The 13,206-nt window shown below is 31.3% G+C and carries 10 protein-coding genes; 4 read left to right on the plus strand and 6 right to left on the minus strand.

Going from position 1 to position 13,206, the window contains the following annotated elements; genetic code table 11:
* Positions 1-67: 67 nt before the first annotated feature.
* From N4A42_RS01840 to N4A42_RS01860, 5 genes are all read right to left on the minus strand, one after another.
* Complete coding sequence (locus N4A42_RS01840; protein ID WP_294069049.1) at positions 68-727, minus strand: hypothetical protein; 660 nt, start codon at positions 725-727, stop codon at positions 68-70.
* Entirely contained in the window at positions 703-1,086 is a 384-nt protein-coding gene (locus N4A42_RS01845; RefSeq protein ID WP_294069051.1) for a hypothetical protein, read from the minus strand. The genes N4A42_RS01840 and N4A42_RS01845 overlap by 25 nt, the downstream gene beginning before the upstream one ends.
* 14 nt (positions 1,087-1,100) lie before the next feature.
* Entirely contained in the window at positions 1,101-1,787 is a 687-nt protein-coding gene (locus N4A42_RS01850) for a carboxypeptidase-like regulatory domain-containing protein (RefSeq protein WP_294069054.1), read from the minus strand.
* A gap of 197 nt (positions 1,788-1,984) precedes the next feature.
* Positions 1,985-3,892: a molecular chaperone HtpG gene (gene htpG / locus N4A42_RS01855; protein ID WP_294069056.1), complete on the minus strand. Its 1,908-nt coding sequence runs from the start codon at positions 3,890-3,892 to the stop codon at positions 1,985-1,987.
* Positions 3,893-4,125: 233 nt separating this feature from the next.
* On the minus strand, positions 4,126-6,567 hold the full coding sequence (locus N4A42_RS01860) for a prolyl oligopeptidase family serine peptidase (RefSeq protein ID WP_294069059.1): 2,442 nt from the start codon (positions 6,565-6,567) through the stop codon (positions 4,126-4,128).
* A gap of 184 nt (positions 6,568-6,751) precedes the next feature.
* Here N4A42_RS01860 and N4A42_RS01865 point away from each other — a divergent pair, with 184 nt between their 5' ends.
* From N4A42_RS01865 to N4A42_RS01875, 3 genes are all read left to right on the plus strand, one after another.
* Positions 6,752-7,762 (plus strand): 3-oxoacyl-ACP synthase III family protein, encoded by a 1,011-nt coding sequence (locus tag N4A42_RS01865; protein WP_294069062.1) that lies wholly within the window; start codon positions 6,752-6,754, stop codon positions 7,760-7,762.
* A 228-nt stretch (positions 7,763-7,990) separates the two neighbouring features.
* A complete protein-coding gene (locus N4A42_RS01870) occupies positions 7,991-8,506 on the plus strand; it encodes a hypothetical protein (RefSeq protein WP_294069065.1) in 516 nt (171 codons plus the stop codon).
* Between the two features lie 233 nt (positions 8,507-8,739).
* Complete coding sequence (locus N4A42_RS01875; protein ID WP_294069068.1) at positions 8,740-9,933, plus strand: hypothetical protein; 1,194 nt, start codon at positions 8,740-8,742, stop codon at positions 9,931-9,933.
* 324 nt (positions 9,934-10,257) lie between these two features.
* Here the strand turns inward: N4A42_RS01875 and N4A42_RS01880 are convergent, their stop codons facing one another.
* Positions 10,258-12,702 carry an outer membrane beta-barrel family protein gene (locus tag N4A42_RS01880; protein ID WP_294069071.1) on the minus strand — a complete coding sequence of 815 codons (2,445 nt, stop codon included), beginning with the start codon at positions 12,700-12,702 and terminating at the stop codon, positions 10,258-10,260.
* 100 nt (positions 12,703-12,802) lie between these two features.
* Between N4A42_RS01880 and N4A42_RS01885 the strand changes: the two genes are divergently transcribed.
* Positions 12,803-13,165: a CoA-binding protein gene (locus tag N4A42_RS01885; protein WP_294069073.1), complete on the plus strand. Its 363-nt coding sequence runs from the start codon at positions 12,803-12,805 to the stop codon at positions 13,163-13,165.
* Positions 13,166-13,206: the final 41 nt, after the last annotated feature.

The raw sequence follows: 13,206 nt of genomic DNA on the forward strand, positions 1-13,206 counted from the left end.
GTAAGACGAGCTCACAAGTAATAAAGTTACAAAAAAACCACTTAGAGTTTTCTAAGTGGTTTTTGAATTACTTATGTAGTTGACTTTTATTAATTTTGAAGGAGTATGAGGCAACTATATCGTTTTTGATTTTTAAATGGATATCATATAAGCCTCTATTTTTAAATTTATTTTTAAAAGAGATTTCACCATTCTCAAATTTTAAATCATAAATTTTAAAAGCTTTATGTTTTTCTCCTACAATCTTAACTAAAGAAATATCTTTTTTTGAAATAGTATCTAAAGCTTTGAATCTAAAAACTACTTCTTGATTTTTAAATGCGGACGTATTTAAGTTATTTGGCTCAATTGGTATAATTTTATGTTTAAATGTTTCATTATACACAATAGGTTCAGGAAAAAACTTTTGTGTTGCTAATTGGTTGTTTAAAAACCATTTCTTATATAGAGGATAATGGTTTTTGGCAAAAAGTATTGGGTCAGTTAAAAAATACCCATCATTGTATTCTTTTACAAAATGAACACCATTAATCATGTAGCCGCTTGCCCAAGTTGCATCACATAAATACCATTTTCCATTAAGCTTAACAGCATTCCAAGAATGATTAACCAATTCTAAAACGTTTATATTGGTTTCTGAAGACCTTGCATAACCATCTATAATTTTACATTCTATATTGGCAATAAAACACATTTCCTTTATTAAATAAGCATAACCAGTACACATTGTTTTTTTATGCTGTAGTAGTTTTTTAAAGGCGGTTTTTTTGAACTTGTTATTCCACGAGATGTATCCAAGACTATCTGTTTTGAATTTTTTTTTTTTCGATTTACTAAATTATGTTGCTGAGCATCTCCTTCTATATTATGAGAAACCCATAAGTAGATGGCTCTAAATTTTTCAACATCTGTTGAGAGTTTATGGGTAAGCTGAAAAGTTAGAAGTGGTAGATTATTTAAATCTTTTCCTTCATTGAGTTTTACAATATTGTTTGCTTTGGTAAAATCTATATGACTAAAATCTGATATTTGTGCAATTGAAAAATATTGAAAGAAACAAAAAATAACAATTAATAGATGTTTCATAGAATTATGGTATGCTAATTTTTTTGAGATTTAAAAATTTCTTTAACAGCTACTTTCCCTAATATAACACAAGAATCAAATTCCATATTCACTTCAAGTTCAATATTTAAAGCAGATTTTTTGTTTTCTATAATGATTTTTTGAGACTTTAAACCTACATAGCTTACAATAAGAATATCACCTTTTTTAAGTTTTTTTGGAAACTTAAAATAGCCATCAAAATCGGTTTGAACACTAATGTTAGTGCCTTGTAAAACAATACTTGCACCAGGTAATGGTAGTCTGTCCTCTTTTGTTATGACAGTTCCTTTTACTGTTACTTTAGTTTTTTCTTTTAATTCTTCAATATTAGAGTTGTCATTTAATTGTTTTTTTGATTTTTTAATGTCTTGTGCTTGTGCAGAAAATATTGAAAAGAATGATAGAATAAGAAATCCCAAACCTGTAATAAAGCCTATATGTTTTTTTTTGACTGAATTTAAATTATAAGAAGTGTTTAGTTGTTGTTCTTTAAAACGACCGCAAGTGTTTGCAGAAGCTTTAGTTTTAAAATAAGTGGTGATTTCTTCAGAATTCATTCTAGTGAAATCTATGACTTCTTTTTTGCAGGAATCACAAAAACCACCTTTTTTAGTTAGTTTAAAATTATTGAAATTTTCTGAACATGGTTTGTTAATGTCTAAGTTAAAAGGATGATTCATTATATGCTACTTTAGTATTAGTGTTAGCCAAACTTAAGCTTGAAAGTCCTTCTATAAAATTAACTTTTAGTTAATGACACCATTTGGTGAGTAAGAACTAGTTTTCAATGAGTTTATAAAAAGCAAAACCACTTAGAGTATACTAAGTGGTTTTGTTTTATGAGATACTGAAACTAGTTCAGTATAATAATTTAAGATTACTTAATCATATCGTAACTACGCTTAATGAAGTTTGTTAACTCTTCACCTTTAAGTAGCCCTTGTGATAATCTAGCTAAATCTAAACTCTGATTAATTAAGCGTTCTTTGTCTTCTTTAGCTTCAGTATTTAAGATATCACTAACTAAATCGTGGTTTGTATTTACAATCAAGTTATATATTTCTGGCATATTGCCCATACCAAACATACCACCTCCAGTTTGTTGCATCTCTTTCATACGACGCATAAACTCTGGTTGTGTAATCATAAATGGAGACGCATTACTATCCATCGCTTCTAATTGTACCATAAATTTCTCTGAAGGAATTACTTCTTTTAAAAGTGTGTCTAACGTTGTTTTTTCGTCTTCTGATAGCTTAGAAATTGTAGTGTCGTCTTTTTTAATAAGATTATCAATATGATCGGCATCTACACGAGCAAAAGATATATTTTCTTTAGTGGTTTCTAACTTCTGCATTAGGTGACTAACGATAGGTGAATCTAATAACAATACTTCGTAGTCCTTGCCTTTAGCAGCTTCAATATACGCGTGTTGCTCATCTTTATTAGAAGCATAAAGAATTACCATTTTATCATCCTTGTCGGTTTGCTTTGCTTTAATAGCATTGGTTAATTCTTCAAAAGTGTAATACTTGCCATCAACTGTAGGGTATAAAGCAAATGCTTCTGCTTTTTCGAAGAATTTTTCTTCAGAAAGCATACCATATTCAATAACAATTTTAATGTCATCCCATTTCGCTTCAAAATCTTCACGATTGTTATTGAATAAAGATTTTAATTTATCAGCAACCTTACGTGTTATGTAAGATGAAATCTTTTTTACAGCACCATCTGCTTGAAGATAAGAACGCGATACATTCAACGGAATGTCTGGTGAATCAATAACACCTCTTAACATGGTTAAGAATTCAGGAACAATACCTTCTACATTATCTGTAACAAATACTTGGTTTTGGTATAACTGAATTTTATCTTTTTGAATGTTAAGATCATTAGTCATTTTAGGGAAGTATAAAATCCCTGTTAAATTGAATGGATAATCTACATTTAAGTGAATATTAAAAAGCGGCTCTTCAAACTGCATAGGATACAGTTCTCTATAGAAGTTTTTATAATCATCTTCCTCTAAATCTGAAGGCTGTTTAGTCCAAGCCGGATTTGGGTTGTTAATGATATCGTCAACTGTGATTTGTTTATGCGGTTCGGTAGTTTCCTTACCATCTTCATCAGTTGTAGTTTTTGGTGTGAAATCTGGATCGTTAACTTCTTTAGTTCCGAATTTAATCGGAATAGGCATAAACTTGTTGTACTTAGTTAACAACTCACGGATTCTAGATTCTTCTAAAAATTCTTCTTCTCCTTCTGAGATATGTAAAATGATTTCTGTACCTCTTTCAGTTTTATCTGCTTCTTCTAAGGTAAATTCTGGTGAACCATCACAAGTCCAATGTGCAGCAGTTGCTCCTGAATGAGACTTGGTAATGATTTCTACTTTGTCTGCTACCATAAAAGCAGAGTAAAATCCTAAACCAAAATGCCCTATAATACCTGCGTCTTTGGCTGAATCTTCGTATTTATTTAAGAATTCCTCAGCACCAGAAAAAGCCACTTCGTTGATGTACTTCTCTACTTCTTCAGAGGTCATACCTAAACCTTGATCTATGATATGAAGTTTTTTACCGTCTTTATCGATTTTAACTTCGATTTTTGGCTCACCATATTCAGATTTAGATTCGCCAATACTCGTTAAATGCTTTAGTTTTAGTGTAGCGTCTGTTGCGTTACTGATTAATTCACGTAAAAATATTTCGTGATCGCTGTATAAGAATTTTTTAATTAACGGAAAGATATTTTCTACCGATACATTAATGCTTCCTTTTGCCATGTTATTAAAAGTTTAATGTCAGTTCGAGTTGAGATGAAATCGAAGTATCGAGTACTTCTCGATACATTTCAAAATAAATTTTTGAAACACTCGAAGTGACGTCATTAGTCAATTTATTTCTGCACAATTGTATTCAAATAAAATACCAATTGAAGTTTTGTGACAAGATGGCATAAAAAAAAGACAGTTTAAAAGTTTTTAGACTGTCTCTTTAATATTAGAAAAGGGTTCGATTAATTTTTAATCGTCTCTTCCTTTTTTATTTTTTCTTCTTTTTTCTTTCTGTTTTTTACGTGTTTTTCTAACCATTGATCTTGTTCCCAAAGCATGTGCATAATAGATTCTTTTGCTCTATAGCCATGACTTTCTTTAGGCAGCATTACTAGTCTAACAGGTGCTCCAAGACCTTTTAAGGCATTAAAATAACGCTCGCTTTGTAATGGATATGTGCCTGAATTATTATCGGCAACACCATGAATAAGTAAAAGCGGTGTTTTCATTTTATCAGCATGCATAAATGGTGACATGTTATAATAAATTTCAGGTGCTTCCCAGTAGCTGCGTTCTTCACTTTGAAATCCAAAAGGAGTCAATGTTCTATTATAAGCACCACTTCTTGCAATACCAGCAGCAAACAAATTAGAATGTGATAATAAATTAGCTGTCATAAATGCTCCATAACTATGGCCACCAACTGCAACTTTATCTCTGTCTATGTAGCCTAAATCATCAACAGCATCAATAGCAGCTTTCCCATTAGCGACTAACTGTTTTCTAAAAGAATCATTTGGTTCTTCGTCTCCTTCACCCACAATAGGAAATGCAGCATCATCTAAAACCACATAGCCTTTGGTGACCCAATAAATTGGTGAGCCCCAATATGGATATACAAATTCGTTAGGATTTGCGGTGCTTTGCGATGCACTTGCTTTGTCTTTGTATTCACGTGGATAAGCCCAAAGAATCATTGGGTACTTTTTACCTTTCTCGTAATTTAATGGTAAATAAAGTGTGCCTTCTAAGTCTAAACCATCATTACGCTTATAGCTGATAACGCGTTTGTCAACTTCTTCAAGACTTTTAAATGGATTTTCAAAGGCTGTAATTGGAGTTAATTTATTCTTTTTAATATTTCTAATGTAATAGTTTGGGTACTCTTTTTTAGATTCTATACGCACAAGGATTTCGCCTTTTTTCATATCAATGGCATAGTTAAGGCTTTCAAGTTTATCTGTGTATTTAGATTGATAAAGGCGTTTGGTCTTTCCTGTTTTTGTATTGTATTCATCAATAAACGGAAATTGACCTTCTTTAGAATAACCATCTCCCATTAAGTAAAGTTTATCTCCATTGATGTTTAAGGTATAACGACCATATTCATTTTTTGAAGTTACAAAATCACCAGGATCGCTATAAACATCTTGATAGTTTCTGTCTGAAATAACCTTAGAATTTCCATTAGAAGGGTTAAACAAATAAGTTTTTACATTCCTGGTATTCCACCAATAGTCAATTGCAATTGCAGTATTATCATTTCCCCAATTTATACCTGCAAAACGTTGTTTTGTTTTTAAAATCTCTTTTGGTTGCCCATTAAAAGGTGCATTAAGCTCGTATACAACATCTCTGTAGTCTACCTCAATAGCAGGATCACCTTGGTCTAAAGCTTCTGCCCAAACAAGTGTAGAAGGTTTGTCTCCACGCCATTGCATACTGCGTTTTCCCATTCTGGTAGACATAAAGCCTTTTGGTCTTACTTCGTCTAAAGGTATCTCATTTACAGTTTTTATTTTTTTTCCGTTAGCATCATACATAATGCTTTCACTTGGAAATCTGGTATAAGTTACGATATACGAAAAAGGACGCTTTACTTTGGTAATCATAATATATTTTCCATCTGGAGAAAAGCTAATACCACGATACATGTTTGCCTCTAAAAAGTCTTGTACTTCTCCAGTAATGGATACTTTTTTAATTACGGAACGTGCTAATTGTTCAAAATTAAATTCATCATTAGGAGTTTTTAGTAAATCTTGATAGGTTCTGTTTTGTGCCTTTGCACCATCACTAACAGATACTGTTGGGCCTGTAGGTACTGCAATATCAGTATTAATTAAATCTTTTCTATCGTTTGGTAACATTTTTACCAATAAATTTTTACTGTCTTTAAACCAATTAATAGTGCTTCTCATATTAGCATTAACGTTGGCATCAGTTATTTTTCTGGCATTAGCATTAACAATGTTAACGATCCAAACTTCAACACCTTTAGATGTGGTGTTTAAACAAGCAATCATAGTGTTGTCTGGTGACCAGCTAAAGCTAGAAAGCCTAGCATTTTCTGGTAATCCAGAAACTTGCTTAGTGTCTTTGTCTTTTATCTTTTTTATTTTAATATTGGTGTAGTAATTAGTTCTACTGCCAATATTGGTTACAGGATTAATTCTCAATCCAGCTAATCGTAATTCAGTTTCAGACAATTCTTCTATAGATTTATATTGATTACGATAGAGTAGTAGCATATACTCACCTTTATCGTCTATTTGAACACCTGGTGCCAAATCTACATCTGCTAATTCTAAAATTTCATCAGAGGGTTGTTGGTAAGTTAGACTTTGTTGGGCAAAACCATTTAATAAAAATAGAAGTGCAAATAATTTAATGCATGTTTTCATTTGTTTTTTGATAATTGATTAGAGCCTTGAAGATATTTAAAATTGATGTTTAAGAGTGTGATAGTATTGTTAAAATTCTATTTTAGAAGTATCTTAAATCTATTTGTTATGCGTGCATAACGAATCGGTATTAGGTTATAATGAAATCGATTAAATTTGTGACACTAACTTTATAAAAAGACACATGTACAATTCGAGAATAAGCGGTTTAGGAAAGTATGTTCCAGAAAACATTGTAACTAATAATGATTTAAAGCAATGGATGGATACTAGTGATGAATGGATACAAGAACGTACAGGAATAAAAGAGCGTCGTTGGATAGACCCAAAAACAAGTGATGATACCACTTCTATAATGGGAGCCAAAGCTGCCAAAATAGCTATAGAACGTGCAGGATTAACCAAAGATGATATTGACTTTATTGTCTTTGCAACCTTGAGTCCAGATATGTATTTTCCTGGTGGAGGTGTAAGAGTGCAAGAGCTTTTAGAAATGGATACTATTGGAGCAATTGATATACGCAATCAGTGTTCTGGTTTTATATATGGTTTATCTGTAGCTGATCAGTTTATTAAAACAGGGATGTACAAAAATGTGTTAGTTATTGGTAGCGAGAACCACTCTGGTGGTTTAGAACGCTCAACACGTGGACGTGGGGTTACTGTTATTTTTGGAGATGGTGCAGGTGCAGCTGTATTAAGTAGAGAGGAAGATAATAATAGAGGTGTTTTGTCAACACATTTACATTCTGAGGGGAAACATGCTAAAGAATTAGCTCTCGATGGACCAAGTACTGGTCGTTGGGTAGATGCCATTATGGAAGAAAATGACCCAGACGATGTGTCTTACTATCCTTATATGAACGGACAGTTTGTGTTTAAACATGCTGTAGTGCGCTTTAGTGAAGCTATTATTGAAGGTTTAACGCAAAACAAACTACAGAAAGAAGATATTGATATGCTGATTCCACACCAAGCCAATTTAAGAATTTCTCAATTTATACAAAAGAAATTTGGTTTGGGTAACGATCAGGTGTATAACAACATAATGCGTTATGGTAATACAACAGCAGCATCTATACCAATAGCATTAACCGAAGCTTGGGAAGAAGGCAAAATAAAAGAAGGAGACAATGTGGTCTTAGCTGCTTTTGGTAGTGGGTTTACTTGGGGAAGTGCTATTATAAAATGGTAACAATTTCCTGCGAAAGCAGGAATCTCTTACTACAATAACGAAAACCATTTAAGCTCTGTTTTTAGTTAGTTTAAATGGTTTTTTGATTTTTTGAAAAGATGAATTACATCTACATTATAAATAATTTAAACCTTTTATTACGGTATCTTATTGATATTCAGGTAATAGATTTTTGGAATGTGAACTAAAAAATGTAGCTTAGTATTAAATGTTTAATGCTAATTCCTGATGACAGATATAATAGAATTTTTAAAACAGTTTGAATGGATAATAGCTTTTGTAATTGCCTGGATAACCATTTTGCTAACTATAAGGCATTTTAAGACTTCAAAAACAATTTCTTATATCGAAAGATTAAACACACCAGAAATGGCTAAGTTTAGAGCAGACATAGACGAATTACTTAATTCTGATTTGTCAGATTCTGAGAAAAATAAAATCATAGAGAACGATAAAGCGCTTTTTTTCAAAATAAAAATTCTCATTAATATTTTTACTGAAATAGGAATATCTTATAAAAGTAGGATTATAAGAAGACAGCTAACTAGAGAAATATTCTATCCAATGATTCCAAATTATTGGGATAAATTTAGTTTTTATATTCTTAAACAGAAGAACAAAGGCATAGCAATTGGCTATTACTTTGAATACATCACAGATGAAATAAAAAGAATAGAAGGCAAGAATAAAAAAAGGATAAGAAAAAGATACCCTTATCTCTTTGAAAAGAAAGAGGAAAATTAATGTTAGCATAAATGACTCATTATAGAATATATGAGTAAAGTAAATCGACAAAATCCTTAATTACAGTTTTTTATGATTTGGAGTAGTTCAGTTGTAAGTGCCCTTAGATTTTATGTAGGAAATTACTGTGTTAAATCAATGAAAACTATCTTAAATCTACCTGAATTTATAGTAATAATTTGCTTAAATTTAAATAACAAAATACGATTGTTTAAAGCTAAGATTTGCCTAAAATGATGAAGACTAAATGGAGTAAAATAAGTTTGATTTTTTTTTTACTTGTAGCAATTATAGGAACTTTACTTAGATCTGTTGCATATATTCCAATTCCCTTAAAATATTTAAACTTAGTGCATGCGCATTCGCATACTGCATTTCAAGGTTGGGTATATCTTATAATGATGTTGTTGCTTACTAAAACATTTTTAACGGATCATCAGGTAGAAAAAGGACGCTATGCTTTACAGTTTAAACTCACCGTATTTATTGTTGTTGGTGTGTTAATTTCTTTTTCCTTGCAAGGCTATGGACTGTATTCTATTATATTTTCTACACTGTTTCAACTGCTAAATTATTGGTTTGTTTTTAGATTTTTAAAAGATGTGAAAAAAGGTGATTTTTCCGAGAAATACCAGTTCTCTTTAAAATTTGTGAAAACCGGATTATGGTATGGTTTGCTTTCAACACTTTTACCTTATGCTATTGGCATATCATCCGCAAAGGGACTGAACGGAACCGATACTTATAATGCATTGGTTTATTCTTTTTTGCACCTTCAGTATAATGGTTGGTTTCTTTTTGTGGTCTTAGGGTTGTTTTTTTATTATATGAACAAAAAAAATATACCATACAATAAAGGTTTTGCTAATAGGTTCTATTGGCTTTTTACAATTGGTGTTATTCCAGCTGTTAGCCTATCGTTTTTAGGTATGGATTTTTCAGAAAGCATCAATCTTATCGCTTACTTTTCTGTTTTAGTGTTAGTCTTGGCTTTAGTTTATTTTATATTAATGCTGCCTAAACATTTAGCTTCTCTTATTAAGGAAAGTAGTGTTTGGTTCAGATCATATTTCTTAGGTTTTTTAATATCCTTTGTTGTAAAAACAGTTTTGCAATGTTTTTCTGTGTTTCCATTTTTAAAAGACTATGCCTTTTTTAACAAACCCATTATAATAGCTTATCTGCACTTAAGTTTAATAGGTTCTATTTCATTTCTGTTTTTAGCTTTATTAATCGAAAAAAAATATTTGCCCTTAAATATGTTGGTTAAAGTTGGTAGTGCGTTTTTGCTTATAGGCTTTGTAATAACTGAAATAGTATTGGTGTTAATGGGTTTTAGTTTACTTTACAATCAATGGATTTTAATCATTGGAAGTGCTGCCATGGCCTTAGGGGTTTTGTTTATGATTCTTAGTAGAACAAAATAAAAAAAGCCCAAACAATTTAAAATTATATGGGCTTTTCAGCTATTAACCAACTTTAACTAACACTATATTATAAAACTTAAATATTATAATATTTATTACTTAAAACTTATCTCACTTACTTAGACGTAAAACCTTCAGATTTATTTCAAGGTATTACGTATTTAACGTGTATTTAACAAAAACCCGAAACATTAGTTTCGGGTTTTCTTATTTAATAGTTAAACATTAACACTAACCATCAACTATTTATGTAACTATTAAATTTTAAGCTATGCTCTATGTGGTAAAGACTTCTTTTTTTACAAAATGTGACACTTTGTGTTTTTAGAAGAAGCCGCCTCCACCTTGTTTTTCATCATTATCTCTACGCTTACGAGATTTAGCTCTGTATTTGCCTCCACCAAAACGGTACGATAATCTACCAGATATTTGTTGACTTTCCCAGTTAAACTGACCTCTTTGTAAAAATGGACGTTGCCCATCAAATCTAGCATACATGGTATTAAAAATGTCATTATAGTTTAAACTAAAACTAGCTCTACCTTCCATAAAATTGTAGCGCATACCTAAATTTACGGTATACATATCTTTCATTTCAAACTGAATATTTTTGTTTTTTCCTCTGTACATTCCAAAAGCAGAAAAGCTTAAACTTTTATTTACTTTAAAGTTGTTGAATGCTCTAAGATTCCAGACTACATTATCTACTTCTACAGTATTAAGTACAATATCTCCATTAGTATCAAAAGACTCAGCTATGCTTTTTTGTTTCTGAGAAAATAAATCGAAACTACCATTAATACTCCACCATTTTGTTGGGCTATAATTAGAAGATAACTCTATACCATAAGACGAAGTATTATCAAAGTTTAGATTGGTGAGAATTAATCGATTTGTGTCTGCTCTATCTATTAAGACAGCTTGTTGGATTTCATCTTCTATAATTCTGTAAAATACACCAGCAGTAACACTACCTTTTTTTAGTTGTCTTGTATAATTTACTTCCATAGAATTGGTAAATTGAGGAAGCAACTCTTGGTTACCAAATTGCGAAATTAATGCCGTATTCCATTCTGGAAGTGGATTAACCTGCCCAATGCCAGGACGATCAATTCTTCTGCTATAACTTAATTGATACGAATTTTTATCAGATGGTGTATAGGTAAAAAATGCTGAAGGGTACAATTCAAAATAATCATTTTTAAAAGGTATACTTAAATCGGTATTTGCAGCTAAATCTCTTCTAAAAGCTTCAGAATTTACATTTACATTTTCAGCTCTTAAACCTATTTGATACGACCATTTTTCTAACTTTTTACCATAAGTAGCGTAGGCAGAATAAATATCTCTGGTATAATCAAAACGTGTAGTTGTTGGTATATAGGTACCGCTTTCGTTTTGTTCACGAGCATTTGATTCGTAAAAAATACTGTTTTCGAACAAACGCGCTTGTAAACCTAGTTCTAGTTTTACAGATTCAGATAATGGATTAACATAATCTAAATTTATTGTTGTACGTGTTCTGTCTGTGTTTGTAGCTTCGTTAAAATTAGGGCGTTGAGAGTTAAAGAAGTTATTGTTTGTGTCTTGTAGTCCTTCAAAAATATTATGATCTACTTCGAGCTCAATATTATGACCTTCATCAAAATCGTGCTTATAGTTAAAGTTGTATTGTTGAGAATCGTTCTCATTTTCACCATAAGTGTTCTGAGATTCATCTGAAGAAGGATCAATTAAGTAATCTATATTTGTGTTTACTCTTACCCAGTTGTCAAAAATATTTTGATTTGTAAAAACCGAAATGGTGTTCTTGTCATCTAAATAATAGTCTAATCCTATCTTAAATAAATGCGATTTATTATTGTCTAGTACATTAAAGCTTTGCGTTATTTGTTGCTCTATTCTGTTAATACGACCGTTATTATAATTTTTAATAATACCATTACTGTAAGATCCATATAAGTTGAACTTTCCGTTTCTGTAATTGGCATCTATAGAACTGTTGAATTTTGGTTCTATATCATGAGCTAAGCTAAAATTTATGTTACCATTAAAACCTATCATGGTGTTTTTATGTAAAACAATGTTTATAATACCACTCATACCTTCAGGGTTGTATTTTGCTGATGGATTGGTGATTAATTCAACACTTTTTATAGAGGTTGAAGGAATTTGTTTTAATAATTGATCTGCAGGAATATTAGATAGTTTGCCATCTACCATTACACGCACATTTTGGTTGCCACGCATACTTATGGCTCCACTTTGCTGGTCTACGTTAACTGAAGGTAAGTTGTTCATAATTTCGCTAGCTGTAGCTCCAGCTGTTTGTAGATCTTTACCAATGTTTATTACTTTTCGGTCTACCTTTTGTTGAATAGTAGATACGTCTGCTACAATTGTAACTTCATCTAAACCTGTAGATTCTTCTTCTAGTTTTATATCGCCAAGATTTACTTTGTAATTGCCCTTTCCGAGTTTTACAGGTTCGTTAATAGTTTTGTAGCCAATAAACTGAATAGAAACAGTAATATTTCCTTCTGGAATCTGTTCTATTTTAAAATCACCACTTTCGTTTGTAATACCTCCTGTAATAACTTTGTTGTTTTGGTCTTTTACAACAATATTTACATAAGGTAAAGGTTCATTGAGTTTGGCATCAATAACGCGTCCTGAAACAGAACCGTTTTTTATGTCTTTGTTTGCATTAGGTTGGGCGCTTAAAATGGTTGTTGAAACCAAAATAAGCATCATGATGAATTGCTTCATTTTTCTGATCGTTTTTTTTGATTGATAGTTTCTTAAACTCTAGACGACTATTTTTGCATCATGTTACTCTATTTAACATTACTTAACATCTTTTTAACACATGAGCAAAAAAACACTAGTGCTTGGCGCATCTTTAAAAACCGACCGTTATTCTAACATTGTTATTCATAGATTAAGAAAGCATGGCCATGACGTTGTGGCTTTTGGTTTAAAATCTGGAAAAGTTAACGATATTTCAATTGATACTGAGTTATTGCCTTATGAAGCTGTTGATACAGTGACATTATATCTTAATCCAAAGCATCAGGAAGCATATTACGATTATGTGATTAGTCTAAATCCTAAACGGGTTATTTTTAATCTAGGTACAGAAAATCCAGAGTTTTATAACTTACTAAAAGCTCATCAAATAAATTTTGAGGTGGCTTGCTCTTTGGTATTGTTAAGTACTAGTCAGTATTAGGTTAATGGCAATAAAAGTGATAAGATTGCTTTTGGAAAATA

The organism is Winogradskyella sp. (assembly GCF_025210595.1).
Classification (GTDB): domain Bacteria; phylum Bacteroidota; class Bacteroidia; order Flavobacteriales; family Flavobacteriaceae; genus Winogradskyella.

Bases quoted from the DNA above. Each gene is read 5' to 3' on its own strand.
- N4A42_RS01865 (WP_294069062.1), top strand. From the start codon at position 6,752: ATGTACAATTCGAGAATAAGCGGTTTAGGAAAGTATGTTCCAGAAAAC.
- N4A42_RS01875 (WP_294069068.1), top strand. From the start codon at position 8,740: ATGATGAAGACTAAATGGAGTAAAATAAGTTTGATTTTTTTTTTACTT.
- N4A42_RS01850 (WP_294069054.1), bottom strand. From the start codon at position 1,787: ATGAATCATCCTTTTAACTTAGACATTAACAAACCATGTTCAGAAAAT.
- N4A42_RS01840 (WP_294069049.1), bottom strand. From the start codon at position 727: ATGTGTACTGGTTATGCTTATTTAATAAAGGAAATGTGTTTTATTGCC.
- N4A42_RS01860 (WP_294069059.1), bottom strand. From the start codon at position 6,567: ATGAAAACATGCATTAAATTATTTGCACTTCTATTTTTATTAAATGGT.
- htpG (WP_294069056.1), bottom strand. From the start codon at position 3,892: ATGGCAAAAGGAAGCATTAATGTATCGGTAGAAAATATCTTTCCGTTA.
- N4A42_RS01880 (WP_294069071.1), bottom strand. From the start codon at position 12,702: ATGAAGCAATTCATCATGATGCTTATTTTGGTTTCAACAACCATTTTA.
- N4A42_RS01845 (WP_294069051.1), bottom strand. From the start codon at position 1,086: ATGAAACATCTATTAATTGTTATTTTTTGTTTCTTTCAATATTTTTCA.
- N4A42_RS01885 (WP_294069073.1), top strand. From the start codon at position 12,803: ATGAGCAAAAAAACACTAGTGCTTGGCGCATCTTTAAAAACCGACCGT.
- N4A42_RS01870 (WP_294069065.1), top strand. From the start codon at position 7,991: ATGACAGATATAATAGAATTTTTAAAACAGTTTGAATGGATAATAGCT.